Origin of the sequence: Acinetobacter sp. ANC 7912, assembly GCF_039862785.1 — a bacterium.
Lineage (GTDB): Bacteria > Pseudomonadota > Gammaproteobacteria > Pseudomonadales > Moraxellaceae > Acinetobacter > Acinetobacter thermotolerans.
This window is the reverse complement of sequence record NZ_CP156795.1, coordinates 2,117,495-2,141,877: the sequence shown is the minus strand read 5'-3', so window position 1 is coordinate 2,141,877 and position 24,383 is coordinate 2,117,495. Positions and strand designations below refer to the sequence as shown.

Here is a 24,383-nt window from a genome sequence, read left to right as displayed (position 1 = left end):
TAAAATTATTTTAGTTATATTTATATTTTCTTAATTTTATTTAATTTTCAAGTGCTCACGCCATAATTACACCTATCAAAAATGGAACCGGGGTAGTGTAATGTGGAATGCTTATCTGCAAGGACTGGCAATGGGGTTTAGCCTGATCCTTGCCATTGGTGCACAAAATACCTTTGTCCTGAAACAGGGATTAAAACAGCAGTATATATTTTGGATCTGCCTGATCTGTGCTTTATCGGATGCGATTCTGATTGCACTAGGGGTATTAGGTTTTGGGCACTGGATTCAGCAACATGAGGTTTTTACCCAACTGGCACGTTATGCGGGCGCAATATTTCTGCTGGTCTATGGTGGAATTCACTTAAAACAGGCCTTACAGGCAGGGCAATCTTTGCTGATTCCTGAAGAGCATCCAGCCAAATCGTTAATCAAAACCTGTCTAATCTGCCTAGGCTTTACTTGGCTGAATCCGCATGTGTATCTGGATACAGTGGTGTTACTGGGTTCAATTTCAGTCAAATTCTATGAGATGAAACCCTACTTTGCCTTGGGCAGTATGACCGCATCGGTATTGTTCTTTTTTAGTCTGGGCTATGGAGCCAAACTGCTATTACCCCTATTTAAAAGCCCACGTGCCTGGCAGATTCTGGATGTATTGATTGCGATCGTGATGTGGGGAATTGCATTGTCACTGATCTTGGCATGAGCCATAAAAAAATGAGTCCAAATCGGACTCATTTTTTTATTTCAGATTAGAGAATCAAGCAGCTTGTAGTGCTTTTAGATCTTCTAAAACTTGTTCAGCATGACCGGCTGCTTTTACTTTACGGTATTCTTTCACCAATTTGCCGTTATGGAAAATGAACGTTGAGCGTTCAATGCCCATGACTTTTTTACCATACATATTCTTTTCTTTAATTACATCAAAGTGATTACACAAAACTTCTTCTTTGTCACTAATCAGGTTAATGGTCAGATTTTGTTTCTCGGTAAAGTTCTGATGTGCTTTTACGGAGTCACGAGAAACACCGAGAATTGTGGTGCTGAGTGCATCAAACTGGTCTTTCAGGCAAGAAAAACTCACTGCCTGAGTGGTACAGCCTGGAGTTGAATCTTTAGGATAGAAATAGACAATCAGCCATTCTGCATCAAGTTGAGCCAGGTTGATTTCACCGGTTGTGGTTGGAAATGTTTGGTCGAGCAAGCTGATGTCAGACATATAAACTCCATTACTATTGTAATTTTTACAAAAAAATAAGCCACATTATAGTGGCTTATTTCTGCTAAGAATAATCAGAAATTATTTTTTAGCAGCCGCTGCTTTTTGCGCCTGTTCAGTCAAAGTTTTCAGCTTGTTGGTTAGCTGAGGACCGAAACATGCTTGCAGGTCTTTATTCTGTTTTTGCACAAAAGCTAGAGTTGAAGGGCTTTTTTTCTGGTTAATTGCGCTCTGGATTTCCCATTTTTGCGCATTGGTCAGTTTGCCATCCGCTTCTACAGCACAAGTACAATATTTACTAACTTCAGCAGAGGTCAATTGTTTGCCTTTACCAGTTTCTTCTTTACAAACATTGATCAGTGCAGCTTTCACGTTAGTGCTTTTATAAGCATTTTGCAGTTTGCTGTCATTTGCTTGAGCAGTTGTCGCGAATGCAGCAGCTGAAACTAAAGCTGCAAGAACAATATTTGATTTTAAATTTTTCATAAACTCTACCTTGTTATTACGGTATATAACGTGTCGGATCCTCGACACCCGCATCTGCAAAGCCCTGTTTGCGTAGACGACAGCTGTCACATTTACCACAAGCACGTCCTTGGTCGTCTGCCTGGTAGCAAGAAACCGTTTGGCTATAGTCTACGCCATGCTCAATGCCTAAGCGAATAATATTTGCTTTGGATAAATGTAACAAAGGTGTTTCAAACTTGAGCGGTTTACCCTCAACACCCACTTTAGTCGCCAAACGCGCCATATTGGCAAAGGCTTCAATAAATTCCGGACGGCAGTCTGGATAACCTGAATAATCGACTGCGTTAATTCCGATGACAATGGCTTCTGCACCAAAAACTTCTGCTGCCGCCAGTGCATAAGACAGGAAAATGGTATTACGTGCAGGTACATAAGTGACCGGAATACCTTCCTGTAATTGTTCTGGCACATCAATGCTGTGATCGGTCAGAGCAGAACCACCCAAGTTACCCAGATCAATATTGATGACACGATGTTCTACACCTGCACGTTGCGTCAATGCACGTGCTGCATCCAGTTCCGTGGTCGAACGCTGACCATACATAAAACTGAGAGCGATACATTCATAGCGTGCCTGCGCCCAAGCTAAACATGTGGTTGAGTCTAATCCGCCAGATAACAATACAATGGCACGAGGGCGCATAGCTAAATCTCCAAAATATTTGATAAATAATTAACGACCAGTTTCATCGTTCCAGAGCAGTTTATGCAGCTGCAGCTGGAAACGAACAGGGAGATGATCTTCTAAAATCCACTGGGCCAGATCACGAGCCAGCTGTGGCAGGCGAACTGAACCTTTTTCAACAGCAAAGGCAGGGGAGAACCAGACTGTACTGACTTTTTCATTCAGTTGGTACTGTTCTACCTGCTGTTTGGACCATTCATAATCCTCACGGTTACAGATCACAAACTTGATCTGGTCGTGTTGGGTTAAATGGTCGAGATTGGTAAGCAAATTTCGTGCAACTTCACCAGAAGTTGGGGTTTTTAAGTCTAATACTTTTGATACGCGAGGGTCTACCTTGGACACATCCAGCGCGCCACTGGTTTCGAGCGACACTTCACAACCGGCATCGGCCAGACGTTGCATCAATGGCAGTGCATTCGGTTGCGCCAGTGGTTCACCACCAGTCACACAGACATAAGGGGTTTTAAAATCCAGCGTGGTTTGAATAATGTCATCTAAGGATTTACGTTCACCACCTTCAAAAGAATAAGTGGTATCACAATAAGTACAACGCAGTGGGCAACCAGTCAGACGGATAAACACAGTTGGCAAACCAGCAGTATTGGCTTCACCTTGTAATGAATAGAAGATCTCCGTGATGCGTAAACCCGCAGACGGATCAGTAACAGGAATAGCGGAAGATCGAAGCGTACTCATAACAAAATTAACCGAGAGATAATTAACAGTATATAAAAATAAAAATCCCTACGGTTAGGATTAACCGTAGAGACAAGGAGCAGTTAAAGCTCCGGGGAACAATCAATGTTCCGTAGAGATTAGATCTTAGTCTTCGCGAAGCAGGTCGTTCAGGCTAGTTTTAGCACGAGTTTTCGCATCCACTTTTTTCACGATGATTGCAGCATATAAGTTGCAAGTACCATCTTTAGAAGGCAATGTACCAGACACAACAACTGAACCTGCAGGAACACGGCCGTAGTGGATTTCGCCAGTTGCGCGGTCATAAATCTTGGTAGATTGACCAATGAATACACCCATTGAAATCACAGAACCTTCTTCTACGATTACACCTTCTACGATTTCAGAACGTGCACCGATGAAACAGTTATCTTCAATGATGGTTGGGTTTGCTTGAAGCGGTTCAAGAACACCACCAATACCAACACCACCTGACAGGTGAACGTTTTTACCGATTTGCGCACATGAACCTACAGTTGCCCATGTATCCACCATTGTGCCTTCGTCAACATACGCACCAATGTTGACATAAGAAGGCATCAAGACCACGTTTTTCGCTTGGTAAGAACCTTTACGTGCAACAGCAGGAGGTACAACACGTACACCAGCTGCTTTAAATTGTTCATCAGTCCAGCCGTTAAATTTGGTATCTACTTTGTCATAGAAGCGAAGATCACATGCTTCCATTGGTTTATTGTCATTCAGTTTGAATGATAAAAGAACCGCTTTTTTCACCCATTGATGAACAACCCATTCACCATTGATTTTTTCAGCTACACGTAGAGAGCCATTGTCCAGGCCAGCAATAACTTCCTCAACTGCCTGACGAACTTCAGCAGGACAGTCTGCTGCAGTGAAATTCGCACGGTCTTCAAACGCTTGTTCAATGATTGTTGAAAGCTGAGACATGATCTTCCTTCCAGAAAAAAAATTTCCAAGATTTTACACTATATTGAGCAAAGATTAGATGTAAAACACGACAGATATTGAAATTAATAATAAAGAAGTCAGAAAAATCAGCAAGATCAAGGCTCATTCATTAATTAATAAATATATTCAGGTATATAAAGCATGATATGGGAAATATTCTAGAAAAATGCCTGTAAAAGCATCTAATTAGCAGCAATATGCAAAAAACCTTATAAAATCATAGAAAAAGCACTATTTGTATCAAAACCTTACATAAACTTAGCAAAACTTGAATAAAGAATGATCAAGATATGAATTAACATGCAAGCATAACGAAGATTAAAAACGTTAAAAATAATTTATTGAGGAGATCTAAATGAAAACTTTTGCTAAATATTTTGCGCTGTCGGTACTCACTGCGGCAACGACTTCTGTGATGGCTGCTGATGAGGTTGTTGTTACTGATGAGGGTGTTGCTGAATTCTCTTTCTTTAAACCAGCTTCAGTCCGTGCTGAAGTCGGTACTACAGGATACGGTGGTGCAATCTCCTGGAGTGCAAACCCATATGTAGGTGTAACCTTGGGTTATAACGGTGGTGATATCTCTTGGTCAGATGATTTATCTATTAACGGTAACAAATATGACCTTGATATGGATAATAACCTAACTTATCTAAATGCTGAAATTCGTCCATGGGCTAACTGGTTCTATATGGCTGCTGGTGTAGGTTATATTGACAACGACTATAACTTAGAACGTCGTTCAGGAACTAATGCATCATTTACAGTTGGTGGAGAACGCTTTAATGCAGGAACAACAGAGGCCCGTATTACTGGTGATTTATCTTATAAAAACAATATCGCTCCATATGTAGGTGTTGGTTTCTCTCCAGCGATTACAAATCGTTGGGGTGTATTCGGTGAAATTGGTGCTTACTACAATGGAAATCCAACTGCAAATTTAAGCGTGAATCCAGAAGCCGCAGGTTTAATTGGTAGTGAAGGAAATAGGTTAGATGTAGCACTTGCAGAAGAAGAGCGTGATATCCGCACTGACAATAAATATGAATGGCTACCGGTGGCTAAACTGGGTGTAAGCTTCCGCTTCTAATCCTTCAAGGCAAAAAAACGAGCTTCGGCTCGTTTTTTTATAGTTCAAAGATAATGCAAGAGAAACAAAAAACTTATAATCTTTAGATTTCAATTGATTAAAAATAAGATTTTAAAATTAGAAAGCTCTTTGCATTTATACAAGGCTCTAGACTAGCAAAATGATTATATTAGTCTAGAATCATGATAGAAAACAGTAAATTAAGTCACTACAAGATTAAAAAAATTATTCAATGCTTTTGTGTTGATATTCCTGCTTCCAAAACAGCCTTATTACTCAATTTAAATCGTAATACGATTAACTATTGGTACATGCTTTTTAGAGAAACTATCTATGATCATCAAACAGATTTAAGAGCTAAGTTTGTTGCTTCAATAGAAGTAGATGAAAGCTATTTTGGAGCGAAAAGGCAACGTGGGTTTCATGGAAAGTTAAAGCGTGGTCGTGGGACTCTAAAACAGCCAGTATTTGGAATATTCGAACGTAATGGGCGCGTCTATACTGAAATCGTACCTGACTGTAAAATGAAGACTTTACAAGAGGTTATCATTGGTAAAGTTTCACTTGAGAGTGTGATTTATAGTGATGGATGGCGTGGCTATAATGGTCTTGTTGATGTGGGTTATTCAAAGCATTTTAGGGTAAATCACGGAGCAAATGAGTTTGCTAGAGGAGAATGTCATATAAATGGAATAGAATCATTTTGGAGCTTTTGTAAAAGAAGGCTAGCAAAGTTTAACGGCATATCAAAAGAGTACTTTGATTATCATCTTAAAGAAACTGAATGGCGTTGGATGAGGGAACCTAATGAGTTAGCAACTGAGCTGTGGAACCTCATTAGGTAAAATTAAGTGTAAATCTGCTAGTCTAGAGCCTATACAAAATTTAGTGGATATAAACAGAAAAAAGAGGCTATTCAAGCCTCTTTCTATAAACTTTATAAATCACGAATTATTCGTCAGGATAAGCTACTTTTTTTAGTGCTTTAATATCGGCATCTGGTGAGCAAAGTGAGATAAATTCATAGCCATAGCCACGTAGTAAATGACCTTTACGCACAGCAATCCAAGTCGTATTCACACCAAAAATATCAGTTTTGATCTGTTTTAAGCGGTAGTCACGTTCAGGATCATAAGCGACATCATTGACAATACCGACACCCATGTTCAGTTCAACATAGGTTTTGATTACATCAGCATCCAAAGCTGACATCACGATATCTACATCAAAACCGGCTTCCTGGAAGGCAATGTCAATTTTCGAACGGCCGGTAAAACCACCGTGATAAGTGATGATTGGATAATTAGCCAGGTCTTCAATCGTGATTTTTTCTTTTTTGGTCAACGGGTGATTTTGTGGCGTAATAATGCTGTGCTGCCAGTTATAGTACGGCACACTTGCCAGATTCTCTTCGGTAGTCAGGGCTTCAGTTGCAATACCAATATCCGCTTCACCTTGTAGCAGCATTTCAGTAATTTCTACCGGGCTTGCCTGTTGCAGAATCAGGTGAACCTTTGGAAATTCTTTCTTAAACTGATTCACGATTGGTGGCAACACATAACGTGCTTGAGTATGTGTTGTGGCAATGGTCAATGTCCCTTCATCAACCTTGTTAAAGTCATCTGCCAGACGTTTGATATTGTCTGCATCGACCAGCATGCGTTCTACAATGCCGAGCAATGCCTGACCTGGTTCGGTCAAACCCAATAAACGTTTACCTTTACGAATAAAAAGCTGTACACCTAGTTCATCTTCCAGGTCTTTAATATGCTTGCTGACACCAGACTGAGAAGTATAAAGTGCCGCAGAAGCTTCAGTTAAATTAAAGTTCTGTCGAACAGTCTCTCGAATAATTCTTAATTGTTGGAAATTCATAATTCTTTCTACCCTATAAGCGGATGGGGCTGCTCTGGCCCCATCTGGTATGTCTTAAGCGACCTGATTTGCAGAGAATAAATGCAGGTTAAGCGGGCTTAACCATACGGTCTGATTTGGTCGGAACTGATGTGCTCGAGCTTCTTCTGGGGTCAGGGAAATCTCAATCAGGTTGCCTTGACGGTCATTCAGTTCTGCAACCACTTTCCCGGCAATCCACAATTCACGAATGAAAGTCGCCTGAATTGCATTGTCCTGTGGTTGAGCATGGATACGTAGTTCGTCTGGACGCGCGAATACAATCACATTGCCTTGCGCTTGCTGTTTCGCAGCATCAAACTGAACACGATCTTCACCAAGTTGAAGGATGCCGCCATTGTTCTGGCCTTCAAAACGGTTGGCTTGGCCCAGGAAGTCGAACACGAATGGTGTTGCTGGTGTCTCATAGACTTCACGAGGTGAACCAATTTGCTCGACATTACCCTTGTTCATCACTACGATCTGATCGGCAACTTCGAGTGCTTCTTCCTGATCGTGGGTTACGAAAATAGACGTGATGTGCAATTCATCATGCAGGGTACGTAACCAGCGACGCAGTTCTTTACGAACTTTGGCATCCAGTGCACCGAATGGCTCATCCAATAACAATACACGTGGTTCAACGGCTAATGCACGAGCCAAGGCAATACGCTGACGCTGACCACCAGAAAGCTGGGCAGGATAACGATCAGCAAGGAAACCCAGTTGAACCAGATCTAGAAGACAAGTCACACGTTTTTTGATTTCTGCTTCAGATGGACGAGTAGAACGTGGACGTACACGCAGACCAAAAGCCACGTTGTCAAACACAGTCATATGACGGAACAGGGCATAGTGCTGGAATACAAAACCAACTTCACGTTCACGTACATGAACATTCGTTGCATCTTCACCTTCCAGAATTACCTGGCCGCCGTCCGCAGATTCCAGACCTGCGATAATACGTAATAGTGTAGTTTTACCGCAGCCTGATGGACCAAGCAGGGCAACTAACTGGCCATCTGGGAAATCCAGGGAAATGTTTTTCAGTGCATGGAATGCACCAAAGTGTTTTTCAATATTTTTAACTTGAATACTCATGTGGACATTCCTTAAGAAACTGTTGAATCTTCTTTACCTTTGTTTTGTTTTTCCTGGCGCAGCTCGACCCAGGTTTTAAGTACCAAGGTGACAATCGCAAGGAAAGCCAGCAGCGAAGACACAGCAAACGCAGCACTGAAGGTATATTCGTTATAGAGAATCTCGACGTGCAGTGGCAGGGTGTTGGTTTCACCACGGATATGACCAGATACTACTGATACCGCACCGAACTCACCCATGGCACGGGCATTACACAGAATCACGCCGTAGATCAGACCCCATTTGATATTTGGCAGGGTCACTTTCCAGAAGGTTTGCCAGCCAGATGCACCGAGAACAATCGCAGCTTCTTCTTCTTCGGTGCCTTGTGCTTCCATCAAAGGAATCAGCTCACGGGCAACGAATGGAACAGTAATAAATACAGTTGCCAGGACAATTGCAGGCACGGCATAGAGGATCTTGATGTCGTTATCCATCAACCATTCACCCATCCAGCCTTGAGTACCAAAAATCAGTACAAGCATCAGGCCGGCGATCACTGGAGATACCGAGAATGGCATATCAATAATGGTGGTCAGAATCGATTTACCTGGGAAGTTAAACTTCGCAACTGACCATGCCGCTGCAATACCAAAAACCACGTTCAGCGGCACTGAAATCGCTGCAGTAAGTAATGTCAGTTTAACGGCTGACAGCGTATCTGGATGTACCAGTGCCTGTGCATATACACCAACACCTTGTTTAAAGGCTTCAACGAAAACCAGAATCAAAGGCAGAATCAGGCAGCTCAGGAAGAAAATCAGCGCAATCACAATCAGGGTATAACGCACCCAGGTTGGTTCACGGGTTGCATCACGGGATTGCAGCTTTTCAGCAAGCGCATTGCTGTTGGTATGTAAACTCATCGTGCAGTTCTCCCTGTGCGACGGCTTGCCCAAGCTTGTAAGAGGTTAATCAGGAATAGCATCACAAATGAAATCAAAAGCATCACGACAGCGATAGTAGTTGCACCAGCGTAGTCATACTCTTCCAGACGGGAAATAATCATCAGCGGTGCAATTTCAGTCTCGAAGGGCTGGTTACCGGCAATAAAGATGACTGAACCGTATTCACCTACGCCACGAGCAAAGGCCAAAGCAAAGCCTGTGATGAGTGCTGGTAGCAAGATCGGGAAAATGATTTTAGTCACGATCTGAAAACGGGTAGCACCGAGTGCAGATGCAGCTTCTTCCAGTTCGGTTTCCAAGTCTGACAACACAGGCTGTACCGTACGTACCACAAATGGAATCCCGATAAAGATCAACGCCAGCGTGATACCCAACGGGGTATAAGCCACTTTAATACCAATAGGATCCAGATACTGACCGATCCAGCCTGTAGGGGCATACAGTGACGTTAATGCAATACCGGCAACGGCAGTCGGCAGGGCAAACGGCAAATCGACCAGGGCATCGACAATACGTTTACCTGGGAAGCTGTAACGTACCAGACACCATGCCAGTAACAGGCCAAAGACTACATTGATCAGGGCAGCAATAATAGCTGTCGAGAAACTGAGCTGGAGTGACTTGAGAATACGTTCAGAGCTCAGGATTTCCCATAAGCCGTCCCAGCCGATGCCGAGTGATTTAATAAATACGGCAGACAGCGGGATCAAGACGATTAATGACAAATACGCTAGGGTAAAGCCTAGAGATAGACCAAATCCTGGCAGCACTCGGGATCGCTGCGACATGATTACTCCTCAAAAGAGAGAATGCTAATTGAATACAACCAGCGAATATTAAAAATGAAATTTGGGACAAGCATAAGTTCCAGCATCTAAAATGCAAATTTAAAAAAATACTTGCCTTCATCAGTATTATTGATATGTTGCATCGACATCGCTGAATTTAGATATTGTTTAATCTCAGGGAAGGGACCGAAGCCCGAAGCAACATTCACATGACCGACCTGACCTAGGTTGATTGGCTTAATCTTCCAGGATTTGGCAAAGTGATGCGCATCCTCAAAGCTCAGCCAAGGGTCATTTTCACTGATCAGCAGTACCGTTGGAACCTGTAGCTTGATTTGATGAAAATAGGCACTGTAGTCATTTTGACTATCGCGGGCAAAACCGTTCTCGCCAAAGCGACCAGGGTTTGCCGGTGCCACAAGAATCAATTTTTTAATTTTTTTACACAGTTCAGGATGCTGATCGAGTGCTGCCAGGCTGGTTAGACAGCCAAAGCTATGGGCAACTACTTCGATGTCATCCTGAATATTCTGAACGGTAGCAGCAAACTGCGCTACCCAGGTATCCAGAACAGGATGATTCCAGTCTTGCTGTTCAACGCGGGAGCATTGCATCAGACCACGTTGCAACCAGGATTGCCAGTGCTCATATTCACTGCCGCCCACACCTGGAACAATGAGGGTATGTGTCATGCGAATGCTCCTTATTGATTAGCTGCGAAACTTATTTCGCAGTATTAGCTTTTACGATCTGGTCGAAAACTCCACCATTTTCAAAGTGGGCTTTTTGAACTTTGTCCCAGCCACCAAATTCCTCATCGATGGTCACCAGTTTCAGTGGTTTAAATACTGTGTTGTATTTTGCCAGTACTTTGGCATTACGTGGACGGTAGAAGTTACGTGCTGCAATTTCCTGACCCAGTGGTGAATACAGGAAGTTCAGGTAACCTTGAGCCAAGTATTTGTTACCTTTTTTCGCAACAGTCTTTTCTACAATAGCCACTGGTGGTTCAGCCAGAATAGACAGCGAAGGAGTCACGATTTCAAATTTGCCTGGTTGTTCGCGAATGGCTAAATGTGCTTCATTTTCCCAAGCGAGTAATACGTCACCGATGCCGCGTTCCGCAAATGTCGTGGTTGAACCGCGCGCGCCAGAATCAAGTACTTTGGTTTGTTTATAGATTTTACGGACAAATTCTTGAGCAGTTTTGTCGTTGCCGCCTGGTAAGTGTTTCGCATATGCCCAAGCTGCCAGGTAGTTCCAGCGGGCACCGCCAGAAGTTTTAGGGTTTGGCGTAATGATGGCTACACCTGGTTTCACCAGATCATTCCAGTCTTTGATGTGTTTTGGATTGCCTTTACGTACTAGGAAGACGATGGTTGAAGTATAAGGTGTCGAGTTTTGTGGCAATTTTTTCTGCCAGTCTGCAGGCAACAGTTTTGCTTTTTCAGCAATCACGTCGATATCTGCAGCGAGTGCCAGAGTTACCACATCGGCTTCCAGACCATCAATCACGGCCCGCGCCTGTTTACCTGAACCGCCATGTGACTGTTTAAAGTTGATGCTTTGGCCAGTACGGCTTTTCCAGTATTTACCAAATTCTTTGTTGACATCTTCGTAGAGTTCACGCGTTGGATCATAAGAGACATTTAGAAAGTCGCGTGCTGCAGCAGAAAACGAAGTTGCTGAAATAACAGCAGCTAGAACCCCTAGTTTTAATTTTGTTGAAATGCTCATGTGAACCTCAAACTCTTACACGTTTTGTAACATGAGTGAAGAATAAACCTATTCTTTATGCATAAAAAATAATTAAAAATGAATTTTATATGAAAATAAAAGATAAGTTTTTTGTAAGTCTCTGAAACAACAATGGCCTTATTCAATAAGGCCATTGTTGATGCAATTTTTATGATTATTTTGCGCTATTGGCTTTTACAAGCTGGTCAAAGATTCCGCCATTAGCAAAGTGTTTTTTCTGTACTTTATCCCAGCCACCGAATTCTTTATCAATGGTCACCAGTTTCAGTGGCTTGAATACATTACTGTACTGTTTTAGCACTGCTGTATTACGTGGACGATAGAAGTTTTTCGCTGCTACCGTCTGACCTGCAGGTGAGTATAAGAAGTTTAGGTAAGCTTTTGCCAGGTTCTCATTGTTATTTTTCTTGGCATTCTTGTCCACGATTGCTACTGGTGGTTCAGCCAGGATCGACAGCGAAGGGGTGATGATTTCAAACTTGCCTGGTTGCTCACGAATTGCCAAGTGTGCTTCATTTTCCCAAGCCAGCAATACGTCACCAATCCCGCGTTCAGCAAAAGTGGTGGTTGAACCACGTGCACCTGAGTCCAGAACTTTAGTCTGTTTGTAGATCTGACGGACAAATTCTTGTGCTTTGGCATCGTTACCACCTGGTTGGTGTTTTGCCCAAGCCCAAGCGGCCAGGTAGTTCCAGCGTGCACCGCCTGAAGTTTTTGGATTTGGCGTAATGATGTCTACACCTGGTTTTACCAAGTCACCCCAGTCCTTGATGCCTTTCGGGTTGCCTTTTTTCACCAGGAAAACGATAGTTGATGTATAAGGGGTAGAGTTTTGCGGGAATTTCTTTTGCCAGTCTTTTGGGAGTAGACCGCGTGCTGCGATTTCATCAATATCAGCAGCCAGCGCCAGCGTCACCACGTCTGCATCCAGACCATCAATCACGGCGCGTGCCTGTTTGCCAGAACCGCCATGTGACTGTTTGAAGTTCACGTCTTGGCCGGTAGATTTTTTCCAGTACGCCTTAAATTCTTTGTTAAAGTTGTCATACAATTCGCGAGTTGGGTCATAGGAGACATTTAAAAAGTCCTTTGCAGACACACTAAATGCCGTTGCTGAAATTAGTGCTGCTAAAACCCCAATTTTTAATTTACGGATGTTCATATTTGCCTCAAGAGTTTCTTTGTTTTGTTGGTTGAGGCAAGAATAGCTGGAGTTTTTTTGCATAAAAAATAATTAAAAAAGAATTTTATGTGAGTAAAACAGATATATATGTGCCGTCTATCTTTGCCTGCAATCTGATTCGCTGGAGAGGTGAAAAAATTATGCTGTGTTTTAAAAATGCACAACAAATCCATCATATCGATCTGCTAGATCGCGCTTTTCATTATGGTGACGGCTGCTTTACCACGGCTTGTATCCGCAATAACCAGGTTGAATTACAGGAACGTCATTTAGCACGGTTACGTATGAGTAGCCAGAAAATGAACCTGCAGGTGGATTTAGAGCTGATTGACGCTACATTGCAAAAACTGCGTGAAACTGAAACTGTACTGAATGGCACTTTAAAAATCATCATTAGCCGTGGTATGGGGCAACGCGGTTATAGTCTGCCCGATCATCCTGCGGATCTCTGGGTCTACTACTATCCAAAAACCTTGGAAGAGCATCAATTTGAACAGATTGAAAGTGGTGTACTGAATACAGCATTAGGGCTGTGTATGCCGCAGCTGGTCGGTTTAAAAACCCTGAATCGGCTGGAACAGGTCATGCTGAAACAGGAAGCGGATCAGCAGGGTTGGGTAGAAGCGCTGGCCTGCGATGTGCAAGGTGAAATTGTTGAAGGTGTGAGCAGTAATTGTTTTTTAAGGATAAACAATACATGGATTACTCCTGAACTTCGCTATAATGGCGTCAGCGGGGTGATGCGTGCCGAGATTCTAGAGCGGATGCATCAGCAGGGAATTGCCTGTGAACAGCGCAGTCTGGATATGGAAGAGATTCCACACATCCAAAGCCTGTTTTTCTGTAATGCGCTGAGCCCCATGAAAATGGTGGCCCAATTCGAACAGCGAACGCTGGATACAGAGGCCTGTATCGCGTTATTTCATCGTCTACATTTAAATCAGATCAGCTAATATGTCCGCCAGTAAAAATACAGCCAAAAAGAAAACGAAAAAGAAAAATAAAGCAAAATCTTCCTTTCCTATGAAAGGTATTTTGGTTGTTTTATTAGGGTTTTTCCTGATTCTGGCTGTGATCCTGAAAAGTGGCTTATTCAAGGATTATCCAGTCAAAGGCCAGAAAGAGATGCTGGCGATCAGTGCTGGGGATACCTATTCCGGTTTTATCGACCGACTGGCGAAAGAAGGCCATGTCAGCTTTCCGATCCTGCTCAAAGTCTATCAGCGTCTGATTATTCATGACACCTTGAAAGCCGGTGTATATGAAATACATGATGGCATGAGCGTTCGCGAAGTGCTGCAGATGATTTCCAATTCTGAAAATGCCCAGATGAACCGGATTCTGGTGATTGAAGGTACGACTTTTAAGCAGCTGATCGAAAGCTTGAAGAAAGATGAGCTGGTGACCAAAGAAGTCGTGAATCTGCCAACCGATCAATTGCTGAAAGAGTTGAATATTCCATTCAATCATCCGGAAGGGCTGTTTGCGCCGAATACCTATTTCTTTGCTAAGGGTGAAACCGACCGCAAGATTCTGACCGATCTGTACCGTCATCAGATGCAGGCGCTGGATGAAGCCTGGAATAACCGTGCTAGTGATCTGCCATACCAGAATAAATATGAAGCGCTGATCATGGCTTCGATCATTGAAAAAGAAACCAGTCTGGACAGCGAATTGCAGCAAGTGTCTGGGGTATTCGTACGCCGTCTGAAAATTGGTATGCGTCTGCAGACTGATCCAACTGTGATTTATGGTATGGGCGATAAGTACAAGGGCAATATTACCCGCCAGGATCTGCGTACGCCAACACCATATAATACTTATACCATGGCAGGTCTGCCACCAACGCCGATTGCCTTGCCAAGTAAAAAAGCCATTGAAGCCGCGATGCATCCGGACAATTCACAGAATATCTACTTTGTCGCAACCGGCAATGGTGGGCATAAGTTCAGCAGCAATCTGCAAGACCATAATCGCGCTGTGCAGGAATATCTGTCAGTTTTACGTTCCAAAAATTAAGGAGTGAGCATGTTTATCAGCTTTGAAGGCACTGAAGGTGTAGGGAAAACCACGCTCATTCGTCGTATCTATGATGATTTTATCGCGCAAGGCAAAGAGGTAGTATTGACTCGTGAGCCGGGTGGTACGCCAATGGCGGAACAGATTCGTTCACTCTTGCTGGCAGTGAATCATGAAGAAGCGATGTGCAACGATACTGAACTACTGCTGATGTATGCAGCGCGTGCCCAGCATCTGGCACAGGTCATTCTGCCGGCACTCGAAGCGGGAAAAATTGTCCTGTGTGACCGTTTTACCGATGCCAGTTTTGCCTATCAGTGTGCTGGACGTGGACTCAGTGAAGCCAAGCTTAAATTACTGAATGATAACTTTGTCGCGCGTATGCCAGATGTGACTTTCTGGCTGGATGCACCGATTGAACTGGGGATGAACCGTGCCCGTGAACGTGGTGCACTGGACCGTTTTGAACAGGAGAAAGTCTCTTTCTTTGAGAAAGTCAGAAGCGGTTATGAAACTTTATGGCAGCGTCATCCGGAGCGTGTCAAACGTTTGAATGCCACCCAAACACCAGAACAGGTTTTTGCTCAGGCGATGCGTGAATTACAAGCTGTCTAGGTAGTCAGAATTAAACTGTAATTCGCTATTAAAAATCTTCTATATTGTTCGTGATATGGAAGATTTTTTTATGAAAAGTAGTCTAGAAAAAATACAAAAATTTTTAGCAGTCGAGTTCCCGCAAAGTCTGGAATATTGTCAGTTGGTTGATATTAAACCTAAGGGCTCAACGGTGCGCTATCGAGTCAATGATGGTCAGTTGCGGCCGGGAGGCACGATTTCCGGCCCTACGATTATGGCTGTGGCGGACTTTGCTTTATATGTGGCAATTCTCAGTGAAATTGGACTAGTAGGCTTGGCAGTCACCACCAATATCAATATTAACTTTCTACGTAAACCGGATGGTCAGCGTGACCTGATTGGGGAATGTCGACTGATCAAAGTAGGTAAAGCGCTCGTGGTAGGTGAGGTCTGGGTGTATTCAGAAGGACAGAAAGAGCCAGTGGCTCATGTGACAGGAACCTATTCTATTCCACTGAAATCGATTTCATAGTTTTGCAAGACAAGGTGGTTCATCTATGGGATGGTGAATTTTGACATCCTCTCCGACCTAAAGGACGGAGATTCCTCCTGCGAGACGCCCATGTCCGAGCGCAAGAATATTCAGTGCTGAGTTTATATCTCTATCGTGGAATGTACCGCACTCCACACACTGCCATTCTCTTATTCCAAGTCCTGCTCTACCTTTCAGACTACTGGAGCGTGAGCCGCAGCACGAGCAAGTTTGGGTGGTATAGGCTTCATTGACTTCTTCATACCATACCCCTGCGTTCTCGCATTTATACTTGAGCATGGTTCTTAAGGTCGTCCAACCTGCATCGAGTACAGACTTAGCTAATTTTGTCTGTGCCAATGCTTTGGCATTCACATTACCAACGAAGATGGCTGCATGTTCATTCACCAGTTTATGACTGAATTGATGCAGCATATTTTGACGTAGATTTTTGATCTTGGCATGAATCGCTTTGACACGTTTTTTATTTCTTGCTCTTTGAGCAATACCAAGTTTTTGTTCATATTGACGATAGATTTTAGGCGCTTTGAACTTTACACCATCTGAGCAAGTCGCAAGGTCTTTGAGTCCTAGATCAATGCCAATTGAGGTTTTAGCGGTGGTTTTCTCTGTTTTAATTGAATCAACCACAAGACATACATACCAACACCCTCGGCTATCCTCGACAAACGAGCCTGTTTTAACATTGTATTTACTTAGTCCGTAACTGTCCCATAGCTTGAATTGATGCTTGCCGTATTGGACATACCCATCGGCATATTTCACCGCCACTTTTTTAAATGGAATCCAACCGAGAGAACGTCTAGCATTTTTTTTGTTACTGACACGCCATTTTAGCTTGGCTTTTTTAAATTGCTTTCTTCGAGTAACTAATTCTTCCGCAACTGCCTGTATGGTTTGGCTGTGCAAATTGCACTCTTTTGATGTACCTTTCGTGTATTTAGCAATATCGTAAGCTGAAAAGAATTGTTGTTTTCTTTGCAAGTGTTTAAAACACAAATCATTGACATAGTTCCAGACAAAATTAACTTCAGATGCCAATTGGTCTAGCACCTTGCAATGTTTGTCTTTTATGCGTAATTTAAGTGTCTTCATCACTAAAATATATTTGGTCTATGGATAATAGTCAAGAGATTAGAACAGGTCGTCACTGTGTTTTTAATATGCACGTTCATTTAGTCTTTGTGGCTAAATATCGTAGAGATGTTTTTACCAAAGCTATGCTCGAAACTATGAATGAAGTATTCAAGCGCATTTGCTTAGACTTTGAAGCTAAGTTGGTAGAATTTGATGGTGAGCATGATCATGTTCATTTACTTGTGAACTATCCACCAAAAGTAGCTATTTCTAGCTTGGTTAACAGCCTAAAAGGTGCATCTAGTCGTATTTTAAGAACTAAACACCCTGAAATTAAAAACAAATTATGGGGGAATGCTTTGTGGTCGCCTAGTTATTTCGCTGCATCGTGTGGAGGTGCTCCCATTGGGATTATTAAACAATATATCCAACAACAGCAAACACCGCATTAGCAATCCTAGCTAATCCCCACAAGGGGGACTAGCGGATTGCAGCCTTATATCCCCGCCCTGAAGGGCGAGGTTTTACGGCTAAAGGGATAAAAATAAAAAACCGGATCAACTGATCCGGTTTTTTTATCATCACGAAGTTAAGCTTCCAAACCTACATTTACTAAAGGCTGTTCGACTTCAAATGATGGTGGAATTAGTACAGTTTTGCGTAGCTCTGGTAACTGCTCTGGATAGTCCAGGGTGTAGTGCAGGCCACGGGATTCCTTACGCTGCATGGCACAACGCACAATCATTTCAGACACCAGTACCAGGTTACGCAGCTCGATCAGGTTTTTGCTGACCTGATAGTCCTGATAATATTCGGTGATTTCTCTTTTCAGCATCTCGATACGGTGCAGGGCACGTTCCAGTCGCTTGGTGGTGCGGACAATACCGACATAGTTCCACATGGTCTGACGCAGTTCATCCCAGTTTTGCAGAATCACGACATCTTCATCGGGGTTAGTGACCTGAGAATCGTCCCATTCTGGTACTTCGGGAACGGGTTGATCCGCCTTGAAGTTTTCCTGAATGTGTTTGGCTGCGCTCATACCGTAAACGAAACATTCCAAGAGTGAGTTACTGGCCATACGATTCGCGCCATGCAGACCCGTATAAGAAGTTTCACCAATCGCATACAGACCCACAATATCGGTCTGGCTGTTTTTATCTACGACAACACCACCGCAGGTATAGTGCGCTGCAGGCACGACTGGAATCATATCTTTGGTGATATCTATACCGAGTTCAAGCAGGCGGGCATACAGAGTTGGGAAGTGCTCTTTGATGAAGGTTTCATCTTTGTGAGTGATATCCAGCCAGACATGACGGATACCCAGACGTTTGATCTCATAGTCAATCGCACGCGCCACGATATCTCGTGGTGCCAATTCAGCACGCTCGTCAAAGCGTAACATAAAACGTTCACCATCTGGCAGACGCAGATAAGCACCTTCACCACGCATGGCTTCAGTAATCAGGAATGAACGTGCCTGTGGATGATACAGACAGGTAGGATGGAACTGGTTAAACTCCATATTGGCAACGCGACAGCCGGCACGATAGGCCATCGCAATTCCGTCACCAGTCGCAATATCTGGATTGGACGTATACAAATAGGCTTTCATAGCACCGCCACATGCCAAGGCAGTAGATGGTGCCAGGAAAGTATGCACTTTTTGCGTGGTTTCATCTAAAGCATACAGTCCTAGTGCTCGGTTTTCACCAGCATGGCCAAGTTTTTTCGAGCAAATCAGGTCGATTGCAATGTAATTTTCAAAAATATGAATATTCTGTTTTTCTTGTGCGCGTTGAACCAGTGTGGTGGAAATCGCGCGTCCAGTCGCATCGGCAGCGTGAATGATGCGGCGTTGAGAGTGGCCGCCTTCACGGGTCAGGTGTAATTGTTCCTGTTCATCTAAGGTGAACTGTACGCCATGTTTCAGCAGAAAATCGACTGAAGGTTTGCCGCCTTCTACTGTCTGTCGTACTGCATTGATTTCACATAGATGAGCCCCGGCAATCATGGTGTCATCGATATGCTGTTCAAGCGAATCCGTTTCATCTAGCACGGCTGCAATGCCACCTTGCGCATAAAAGGTACTTGCATCCGTTAGTGTTGATTTGGCTAAAACTGCAATGTTGAAATGATCTGGAAGAGATAAGGCTAAACTTAGACCAGCGCCGCCACTGCCCACAATAATCACATCAAAATGATGTGTCGTGTGTAAATTAGACATGTCCATCAGCTAACTTAGAAAAAAGTCCGGTTATAACAGCGCTTTTCCGTACAAAATGCAAGCATTTATCTGCTCATAAATTAATGAAAAAAAGTAATGAGCGTGGAAACTTTGGTCTTTGAAAAATGGCATAATGCCAATATTTAAAATAAGAACATTTTGTTACTTAAAAATTGTATCGTTTGTGATAAAACTTTTTTAAAAAAGATTTATCAATCATTTGAGTGAATAAATATATGAAAATCTTGGATGTTAAACATGGGATTTTTGCAGCAACGCTGACAATGACAGCGGTGCAGGCGGGGGCAGCCACTCCAGTAGATTTTTCAAATCTTGTTGCACAAGTCAGTCCGGCGGTCGTCAGTGTCAATGTTGTTAAGAAAATGACCGAAGAAGAGCTGTTGCAGCAACAGATTCCTGACATTTTGCGCCGTTTCTTTGGCAATCAGGTGGTGATTCCACAACCCCGTGCTCCACAGGAAAAAACTGGTTATGGCAGTGCTTTCTTTATCAGTAAAGATGGCTATTTGCTGACTAATCATCACGTGATTGAAAATGCATCTAGAGTGACGATTACTTTAAATGACCGCCGCGAAATTGATGCAACTATAGTGGGAAGTGACGAACGTACTGACGTGGCTTTATTGAAAGTGAATGGTTCAGGTTTCCCGGAACTGCGTACCGGTGATGTGGATAAACTGCGTGTGGGTGAACCTGTACTTGCGATTGGCTCACCATTTGGTTTTGACTATTCTGCTTCTGCCGGGATTGTCAGTGCCAAGATGCGGAATATGATGGGTGAAACTGCAGTCCCATTTATTCAGACTGACGTGGCACTGAATCCAGGTAACTCGGGTGGTCCACTGTTTAACCAGCGCGGAGAAGTGGTGGGTGTCAACTCGCGTATCTTTAGTGGTACTGGTGGTTATATGGGCTTGTCATTCTCCATTCCAATTGATGTGGCGATGGAGGTGGCGGATCAACTAAAACGCAATGGTAAAGTTACCCGTTCTTATCTAGGCGTGAGCTTGCAGGATATCGACCGTAACTTGGCAGAATCTTATAAACTGGATAAGCCGGAAGGTTCCTTAGTTACTCAGGTCGCTCCAAATTCTCCAGCAGCGAAGGCGGGTCTACAAGCTGGTGATGTAATTTTGAAATACAACGGAACCGGTATTTCCCGTACCAGCGAATTGCTGAATTATCTCAACCGTTCAGCTCCGAAACAGCAGATTCAGCTAGAAGTGCTGCGTGATGACAAACGCCGTAATATTAATGCGACCTTGACCACAGCACCGGATGATACACCTGCACAAGCATCTAGTCAGGCTGGAAAATCCAAAGGGCCAGTGATTGGTGTAACGATCCGTAACCTGACGCCAAATGAAATGAGCAGTCTGGATATAAAAGGTGGTGTGGTGATTCAGGATGTGCGTCCAGGTGGTGTTGCTGCTCAAGCGCGGATCATGCCAAATGATGTGGTGACTCAAATCAATGGTAAAGCGATTTTGAACAGTAATCAGTTTGTGGAAGAAGTATCTGAACTGAAAAAAGGTACTGTGGCGCGTGTGGCATTGATTCGCCAAGGTCAACGTGTGATTGTCGGTATGCGTATTACCTGATCAGACTCAACACATGAATAAAACCGCCTTTTATAGGCGGTTTTTTATTTTTGGCAATTTACCTGTTGAATAAATTCGGTAGACTCTAATGCGCTATAAAATCTAAAGGATAAGAGACGCGTGAAGGGTATTTTTGACCTGAAATTAACCGTAAAACCAGAACATATTGATGTGCTGGGTCATGTGAATAATGTGGTGTATGTGCAGTGGATGCAGGATGTGGCGACAGCCCATATTGAACAGATCGGACTGGGACTGCAGCAGTATCTGGAACTCAAACATGCCATGGTCGCAGTTGAGCATCATGTGCAGTACCGCAAGGCGGCTTTTGAAGGGGATGAACTGATCCTGCGTACCTGGTTGAATGATATCAATGCGCTGTACTCCTTCCGTCAATATGCGTTTTATCGTCCAGCTGATCAGAGCCTATTATTCACGGGCAGTACCCAATGGGCCTGTGTAGAAATTGCGACGGGTCGACCTAAACGCATGTCACCAACCTTTGTGAATGCGTATCAGCCATTATCCGAAGACATCAATCCTTTTGATTTTAGTCAATTGTATCTGGCAGATTAAATTTTCTAATTTGGAATTAGCATTATAACTTTTTGTTGCTATTCAAATGTCTTGCAGTGCAAGGAGAAATATAATTCTTTTTCTGTAACTGCATTCTGCTATAATCCTCGGCAATTTCTATTCGGCTTTGCTATGCAATTTTTTTATATTGCATGGCGTGTTTTGTTCTCAAGGTAGCCCATGGCGCAAGCTAAAAAATCTGTTGATATTAAAAACATTCGTAACTTCTCGATTATTGCGCATATCGACCACGGTAAATCCACCCTGGCGGATCGTTTTATTCAAACCTGTGGTGGTTTGCAGGATCGTGAAATGCAGGCTCAGGTTCTGGACTCCATGGAGCTTGAACGCGAACGTGGGATTACCATTAAAGCGGCATCGGTGACCTTGTACTATACCCATCCGAATGGTCAGGAATATCAGCTGAACTTCATTGATACTCCGGGACACGTGGATTTCTCATACGAAGTATCGCGTTCACTGGCAGCCTGTGAAGGTGCTTTACTCGTTGTTGATGCAGCACAGGGTGTAGAAGCCCAGTCTGTAGCGAACTGCTATACCGCAATTGAGCAAGGTCTAGAAGTTCTTCCCGTCCTGAACAAGATTGACCTGCCACAGGCTGAACCTGAACGTGTGATTCAGGAAATTGAAGATATTATCGGGATTGAAGCAACGGATGCGCCAACCTGTTCCGCAAAAACCGGTTTAGGTATCGAAGGCGTACTGGAAACCTTAGTCGACCGTATTCCAGCACCAACCGGTGACCGTGAGGCACCATTACAAGCTCTAATTATCGACTCGTGGTTCGATAACTACCTTGGCGTTGTATCTCTGGTCCGTATCAAACAAGGTCGCGTACGTAAAGGCGACAAGATGCTAGTCAAATCTACCGGCCAGACCCACATCATTACTTCAGTCGGTATCTTCAATCCAAAACATACTGAAACCGACATGCTCGAAGCGGGTGAAGTGGGCTTTGTGATTGCCGGTATTAAAGACATTTTCGGTGCGCCAGTCGGTGATACCATCACGCTAGCAAGTACGCCTGAAGTACCAACATTACCTGGTTTCAAAAAAGTAAAACCTCAGGTCTATGCAGGTCTGTTCCCAATTGATTCCAGCGATTTTGAACCGTTCCGTGAAGCACTGCATAAACTGCAGATTAATGACTCGGCGCTGTTCTTCGAGCCGGAAAGCTCAGATGCATTGGGCTTCGGTTTCCGTTGTGGCTTCCTCGGTATGCTGCATATGGAAATCGTACAGGAGCGTCTGGAACGAGAATACGATCTGGATCTGATTTCTTCTGCACCAACAGTAATTTACGAAGCTGTGTTGAAAAATGGTCAAACCGTTTATATCGACAGTCCGTCTAAGATGCCGGATGGTTCGACCGTTGAAGACCTGCGTGAACCGATTGCTGAGTGTCATATCTTGGTACCACAGGAATATGTCGGTAACGTGATGACCCTATGTGTGGAACGCCGTGGTGTACAGAAAGATATGAAGTTCCTGGGGAACCAGGTTTCGATTACTTTTGACATTCCAATGGCAGAAGTGGTGATGGACTTCTTCGATAAGTTGAAGTCTTGCTCACGTGGTTTTGCTTCACTGGATTACAACTTCGTGCGTTTTGAAAGCTCGTCACTGGTGAAAGTCGATGTCCTGATTAATGGTGAAAAAGTCGATGCTTTGGCGATGATTTGTCACCGTCAGGATGCTCGTCACCGTGGTATTGCACTGGTTGAAAAAATGAAAGATCTGATTCCACGTCAGATGTTCGATGTGGCAATTCAGGCTGCGATCGGTGCGCAAATTATTGCCCGTTCTACCGTAAAGGCAATGCGTAAAAACGTATTGGCGAAATGTTATGGTGGTGACGTATCTCGTAAGAAGAAACTGCTTGCGAAACAGAAAGAAGGTAAGAAACGTATGAAACAGGTGGGTAGTGTTGAAATCCCACAGGAAGCGTTCTTAGCTGTGCTGAAAGTCGAACGCTAATATTATAAGGATAATAAACCCATGGATTTTGATTTTAATTTAATACTTGTTCCTGCTACGCTGTTTTTTATTGCGGTCTGGCTGCTTGATAAGTTTGTGCTAAAACAGCGACAGACAAAGGGCAAGGGCAATGAGAATGTAATCATTACCTGGGCTTATGATTTCTGGCCAGTACTCACCGTGGTGCTGGTACTGCGTTCCTTTCTATACGAACCATTCAATATTCCATCAGATTCGATGGTGCCAACGCTGGAAACCGGTGATTTTATTCTGGTCAATAAATATGACTATGGGGTGAAATTACCGATCGTGAATACCAAAATCATTGATACCGGCAGTCCGGAACGTGGTGATGTGATTGTATTTCGCTACCCACCGCAACCGGGCATTAGCTACATCAAACGCGTGGTGGGTTTGCCGGGTGATCATATTGTTTATGATCATGGTCAATTGACCATTAACGGTCAAAAAGTGCCAAAAGTTCCGGTGGAATTTAGCCGCGAAAAAGACCAATTAGATACACCAGTATCGATCTATCACAAAGAGACTTTGGGCGAGCACACCTTTACCATGCGTGAGCTGGAAGGGGTGAATGTGGCTCGTCAGGCACCATTTATCAACTTTGTGGAAAATGGTAAATATTCAGGTGAAAATGGTTTATATTGGGAAGTAAAAGTTCCAGAAGGTCATTACTTTGCGATGGGGGATAATCGCGATCAAAGTGCTGACAGCCGTTTCTGGGGATTTGTTCCGGAAGAGAATTTAACTGGCCGTGCGTTCTATGTCTGGATGCATAAGGAACCAGGTTTTAAATTGCCTTCGTTCAGTCGAAACGGAACAATTGATTAATTAAATTGTTTCACTTCAGGAAA

26 protein-coding genes are annotated in these 24,383 nt (G+C 43.5%); 12 read left to right on the top strand and 14 right to left on the bottom strand.

Annotation, left to right across the window (positions count from 1 at the left end; genetic code table 11):
- Positions 1–100: 100 nt before the first annotated feature.
- The gene (locus tag ABEF84_RS10610) at positions 101–706 is read left to right on the top strand and encodes a LysE/ArgO family amino acid transporter (protein WP_347452937.1); all 606 of its coding nucleotides are present in this window, start codon (positions 101–103) and stop codon (positions 704–706) included.
- A gap of 54 nt (positions 707–760) precedes the next feature.
- Here the strand turns inward: ABEF84_RS10610 and ABEF84_RS10605 are convergent, their stop codons facing one another.
- The 5 genes from ABEF84_RS10605 to dapD form a co-directional block, all read right to left on the bottom strand.
- Positions 761–1,219, bottom strand: coding sequence for a peroxiredoxin (locus ABEF84_RS10605; RefSeq protein WP_347452936.1), 459 nt, complete (start codon positions 1,217–1,219; stop codon positions 761–763).
- 81 nt (positions 1,220–1,300) lie between these two features.
- Complete coding sequence (locus tag ABEF84_RS10600) at positions 1,301–1,705, bottom strand: hypothetical protein (protein ID WP_034583886.1); 405 nt, start codon at positions 1,703–1,705, stop codon at positions 1,301–1,303.
- 16 nt (positions 1,706–1,721) lie between these two features.
- Positions 1,722–2,390, bottom strand: a complete 669-nt coding sequence (gene queC, locus ABEF84_RS10595; protein WP_347454830.1) for a 7-cyano-7-deazaguanine synthase QueC — start codon at positions 2,388–2,390, stop codon at positions 1,722–1,724.
- 30 nt (positions 2,391–2,420) lie between these two features.
- Entirely contained in the window at positions 2,421–3,131 is a 711-nt protein-coding gene (queE, locus tag ABEF84_RS10590) for a 7-carboxy-7-deazaguanine synthase QueE (protein WP_347454831.1), read from the bottom strand.
- Between the two features lie 126 nt (positions 3,132–3,257).
- The gene (gene dapD, locus ABEF84_RS10585; protein WP_034583878.1) at positions 3,258–4,079 is read right to left on the bottom strand and encodes a 2,3,4,5-tetrahydropyridine-2,6-dicarboxylate N-succinyltransferase; all 822 of its coding nucleotides are present in this window, start codon (positions 4,077–4,079) and stop codon (positions 3,258–3,260) included.
- Positions 4,080–4,455: 376 nt separating this feature from the next.
- Here dapD and carO point away from each other — a divergent pair, with 376 nt between their 5' ends.
- Both carO and ABEF84_RS10575 read left to right on the top strand, forming a co-directional pair.
- Complete coding sequence (gene carO, locus ABEF84_RS10580) at positions 4,456–5,190, top strand: ornithine uptake porin CarO (protein ID WP_347454832.1); 735 nt, start codon at positions 4,456–4,458, stop codon at positions 5,188–5,190.
- A 182-nt stretch (positions 5,191–5,372) separates the two neighbouring features.
- Positions 5,373–6,035, top strand: a complete 663-nt coding sequence (locus ABEF84_RS10575) for an IS1595-like element ISAcra1 family transposase (RefSeq protein ID WP_347453899.1) — start codon at positions 5,373–5,375, stop codon at positions 6,033–6,035.
- A 106-nt stretch (positions 6,036–6,141) separates the two neighbouring features.
- On the opposite strand, the gene ABEF84_RS10570 is transcribed toward ABEF84_RS10575, so the two are convergent.
- From ABEF84_RS10570 to ABEF84_RS10540, 7 genes are all read right to left on the bottom strand, one after another.
- The gene (locus tag ABEF84_RS10570; RefSeq protein ID WP_034583874.1) at positions 6,142–7,065 is read right to left on the bottom strand and encodes a CysB family HTH-type transcriptional regulator; all 924 of its coding nucleotides are present in this window, start codon (positions 7,063–7,065) and stop codon (positions 6,142–6,144) included.
- Positions 7,066–7,119: 54 nt separating this feature from the next.
- Positions 7,120–8,184 carry a sulfate/molybdate ABC transporter ATP-binding protein gene (locus ABEF84_RS10565; RefSeq protein WP_034583872.1) on the bottom strand — a complete coding sequence of 355 codons (1,065 nt, stop codon included), beginning with the start codon at positions 8,182–8,184 and terminating at the stop codon, positions 7,120–7,122.
- Between the two features lie 11 nt (positions 8,185–8,195).
- On the bottom strand, positions 8,196–9,089 hold the full coding sequence (cysW, locus tag ABEF84_RS10560) for a sulfate ABC transporter permease subunit CysW (protein WP_034583870.1): 894 nt from the start codon (positions 9,087–9,089) through the stop codon (positions 8,196–8,198).
- On the bottom strand, positions 9,086–9,919 hold the full coding sequence (gene cysT, locus ABEF84_RS10555; RefSeq protein ID WP_034583868.1) for a sulfate ABC transporter permease subunit CysT: 834 nt from the start codon (positions 9,917–9,919) through the stop codon (positions 9,086–9,088). Before cysT ends, cysW begins: the two co-directional genes overlap by 4 nt.
- Before the next feature lie 86 nt (positions 9,920–10,005).
- On the bottom strand, positions 10,006–10,611 hold the full coding sequence (locus ABEF84_RS10550) for an alpha/beta hydrolase (RefSeq protein WP_034583866.1): 606 nt from the start codon (positions 10,609–10,611) through the stop codon (positions 10,006–10,008).
- Between the two features lie 31 nt (positions 10,612–10,642).
- The gene (locus tag ABEF84_RS10545; RefSeq protein WP_034583864.1) at positions 10,643–11,656 is read right to left on the bottom strand and encodes a sulfate ABC transporter substrate-binding protein; all 1,014 of its coding nucleotides are present in this window, start codon (positions 11,654–11,656) and stop codon (positions 10,643–10,645) included.
- 175 nt (positions 11,657–11,831) lie between these two features.
- Positions 11,832–12,839: a sulfate ABC transporter substrate-binding protein gene (locus ABEF84_RS10540; RefSeq protein ID WP_034583861.1), complete on the bottom strand. Its 1,008-nt coding sequence runs from the start codon at positions 12,837–12,839 to the stop codon at positions 11,832–11,834.
- Between the two features lie 161 nt (positions 12,840–13,000).
- On the opposite strand from ABEF84_RS10540, the gene pabC reads away from it, so the two are divergent.
- From pabC to ABEF84_RS10520, 4 genes are all read left to right on the top strand, one after another.
- Positions 13,001–13,813 carry an aminodeoxychorismate lyase gene (gene pabC / locus ABEF84_RS10535; protein ID WP_034583858.1) on the top strand — a complete coding sequence of 271 codons (813 nt, stop codon included), beginning with the start codon at positions 13,001–13,003 and terminating at the stop codon, positions 13,811–13,813.
- Position 13,814: 1 nt separating this feature from the next.
- Positions 13,815–14,879, top strand: a complete 1,065-nt coding sequence (gene mltG / locus ABEF84_RS10530; RefSeq protein ID WP_034583856.1) for an endolytic transglycosylase MltG — start codon at positions 13,815–13,817, stop codon at positions 14,877–14,879.
- A 9-nt stretch (positions 14,880–14,888) separates the two neighbouring features.
- A complete protein-coding gene (gene tmk / locus ABEF84_RS10525) occupies positions 14,889–15,494 on the top strand; it encodes a dTMP kinase (RefSeq protein WP_034583854.1) in 606 nt (201 codons plus the stop codon).
- Positions 15,495–15,564: 70 nt separating this feature from the next.
- On the top strand, positions 15,565–15,987 hold the full coding sequence (locus ABEF84_RS10520) for a PaaI family thioesterase (protein WP_034583833.1): 423 nt from the start codon (positions 15,565–15,567) through the stop codon (positions 15,985–15,987).
- A gap of 57 nt (positions 15,988–16,044) precedes the next feature.
- On the opposite strand, the gene ABEF84_RS10515 is transcribed toward ABEF84_RS10520, so the two are convergent.
- Positions 16,045–17,103, bottom strand: a complete 1,059-nt coding sequence (locus ABEF84_RS10515; RefSeq protein WP_347473681.1) for a transposase — start codon at positions 17,101–17,103, stop codon at positions 16,045–16,047.
- Between the two features lie 20 nt (positions 17,104–17,123).
- On the opposite strand from ABEF84_RS10515, the gene tnpA reads away from it, so the two are divergent.
- Positions 17,124–17,537, top strand: a complete 414-nt coding sequence (gene tnpA / locus ABEF84_RS10510) for an IS200/IS605 family transposase (RefSeq protein ID WP_075167884.1) — start codon at positions 17,124–17,126, stop codon at positions 17,535–17,537.
- 137 nt (positions 17,538–17,674) lie between these two features.
- Here tnpA and nadB read toward each other — a convergent pair whose 3' ends face one another.
- Positions 17,675–19,321: an L-aspartate oxidase gene (gene nadB / locus ABEF84_RS10505; RefSeq protein WP_347454833.1), complete on the bottom strand. Its 1,647-nt coding sequence runs from the start codon at positions 19,319–19,321 to the stop codon at positions 17,675–17,677.
- 230 nt (positions 19,322–19,551) lie between these two features.
- On the opposite strand from nadB, the gene ABEF84_RS10500 reads away from it, so the two are divergent.
- The 4 genes from ABEF84_RS10500 (at position 19,552) to lepB (ending at position 24,360) form a co-directional block, all read left to right on the top strand.
- Positions 19,552–20,937 carry a trypsin-like peptidase domain-containing protein gene (locus tag ABEF84_RS10500; RefSeq protein ID WP_347454834.1) on the top strand — a complete coding sequence of 462 codons (1,386 nt, stop codon included), beginning with the start codon at positions 19,552–19,554 and terminating at the stop codon, positions 20,935–20,937.
- Positions 20,938–21,057: 120 nt separating this feature from the next.
- On the top strand, positions 21,058–21,513 hold the full coding sequence (locus ABEF84_RS10495; RefSeq protein WP_034588745.1) for a thioesterase family protein: 456 nt from the start codon (positions 21,058–21,060) through the stop codon (positions 21,511–21,513).
- Positions 21,514–21,693: 180 nt separating this feature from the next.
- Positions 21,694–23,511, top strand: coding sequence for a translation elongation factor 4 (gene lepA / locus ABEF84_RS10490; protein WP_034588746.1), 1,818 nt, complete (start codon positions 21,694–21,696; stop codon positions 23,509–23,511).
- 21 nt (positions 23,512–23,532) lie between these two features.
- Positions 23,533–24,360, top strand: coding sequence for a signal peptidase I (gene lepB, locus ABEF84_RS10485; protein ID WP_034588749.1), 828 nt, complete (start codon positions 23,533–23,535; stop codon positions 24,358–24,360).
- Positions 24,361–24,383 lie beyond the last annotated feature (23 nt).

Excerpts from the sequence above, each read along its gene's own strand:
- ABEF84_RS10610 (WP_347452937.1), top strand. The coding sequence starts at position 101 with ATGTGGAATGCTTATCTGCAAGGACTGGCAATGGGGTTTAGCCTGATC.
- ABEF84_RS10605 (WP_347452936.1), bottom strand. The coding sequence starts at position 1,219 with ATGTCTGACATCAGCTTGCTCGACCAAACATTTCCAACCACAACCGGT.
- ABEF84_RS10600 (WP_034583886.1), bottom strand. The coding sequence starts at position 1,705 with ATGAAAAATTTAAAATCAAATATTGTTCTTGCAGCTTTAGTTTCAGCT.
- queC (WP_347454830.1), bottom strand. The coding sequence starts at position 2,390 with ATGCGCCCTCGTGCCATTGTATTGTTATCTGGCGGATTAGACTCAACC.
- queE (WP_347454831.1), bottom strand. The coding sequence starts at position 3,131 with ATGAGTACGCTTCGATCTTCCGCTATTCCTGTTACTGATCCGTCTGCG.
- dapD (WP_034583878.1), bottom strand. The coding sequence starts at position 4,079 with ATGTCTCAGCTTTCAACAATCATTGAACAAGCGTTTGAAGACCGTGCG.
- carO (WP_347454832.1), top strand. The coding sequence starts at position 4,456 with ATGAAAACTTTTGCTAAATATTTTGCGCTGTCGGTACTCACTGCGGCA.
- ABEF84_RS10575 (WP_347453899.1), top strand. The coding sequence starts at position 5,373 with ATGATAGAAAACAGTAAATTAAGTCACTACAAGATTAAAAAAATTATT.
- ABEF84_RS10570 (WP_034583874.1), bottom strand. The coding sequence starts at position 7,065 with ATGAATTTCCAACAATTAAGAATTATTCGAGAGACTGTTCGACAGAAC.
- ABEF84_RS10565 (WP_034583872.1), bottom strand. The coding sequence starts at position 8,184 with ATGAGTATTCAAGTTAAAAATATTGAAAAACACTTTGGTGCATTCCAT.
- cysW (WP_034583870.1), bottom strand. The coding sequence starts at position 9,089 with ATGAGTTTACATACCAACAGCAATGCGCTTGCTGAAAAGCTGCAATCC.
- cysT (WP_034583868.1), bottom strand. The coding sequence starts at position 9,919 with ATGTCGCAGCGATCCCGAGTGCTGCCAGGATTTGGTCTATCTCTAGGC.
- ABEF84_RS10550 (WP_034583866.1), bottom strand. The coding sequence starts at position 10,611 with ATGACACATACCCTCATTGTTCCAGGTGTGGGCGGCAGTGAATATGAG.
- ABEF84_RS10545 (WP_034583864.1), bottom strand. The coding sequence starts at position 11,656 with ATGAGCATTTCAACAAAATTAAAACTAGGGGTTCTAGCTGCTGTTATT.
- ABEF84_RS10540 (WP_034583861.1), bottom strand. The coding sequence starts at position 12,839 with ATGAACATCCGTAAATTAAAAATTGGGGTTTTAGCAGCACTAATTTCA.
- pabC (WP_034583858.1), top strand. The coding sequence starts at position 13,001 with ATGCTGTGTTTTAAAAATGCACAACAAATCCATCATATCGATCTGCTA.
- mltG (WP_034583856.1), top strand. The coding sequence starts at position 13,815 with ATGTCCGCCAGTAAAAATACAGCCAAAAAGAAAACGAAAAAGAAAAAT.
- tmk (WP_034583854.1), top strand. The coding sequence starts at position 14,889 with ATGTTTATCAGCTTTGAAGGCACTGAAGGTGTAGGGAAAACCACGCTC.
- ABEF84_RS10520 (WP_034583833.1), top strand. The coding sequence starts at position 15,565 with ATGAAAAGTAGTCTAGAAAAAATACAAAAATTTTTAGCAGTCGAGTTC.
- ABEF84_RS10515 (WP_347473681.1), bottom strand. The coding sequence starts at position 17,103 with ATGAAGACACTTAAATTACGCATAAAAGACAAACATTGCAAGGTGCTA.
- tnpA (WP_075167884.1), top strand. The coding sequence starts at position 17,124 with ATGGATAATAGTCAAGAGATTAGAACAGGTCGTCACTGTGTTTTTAAT.
- nadB (WP_347454833.1), bottom strand. The coding sequence starts at position 19,321 with ATGGACATGTCTAATTTACACACGACACATCATTTTGATGTGATTATT.
- ABEF84_RS10500 (WP_347454834.1), top strand. The coding sequence starts at position 19,552 with ATGAAAATCTTGGATGTTAAACATGGGATTTTTGCAGCAACGCTGACA.
- lepA (WP_034588746.1), top strand. The coding sequence starts at position 21,694 with ATGGCGCAAGCTAAAAAATCTGTTGATATTAAAAACATTCGTAACTTC.
- lepB (WP_034588749.1), top strand. The coding sequence starts at position 23,533 with ATGGATTTTGATTTTAATTTAATACTTGTTCCTGCTACGCTGTTTTTT.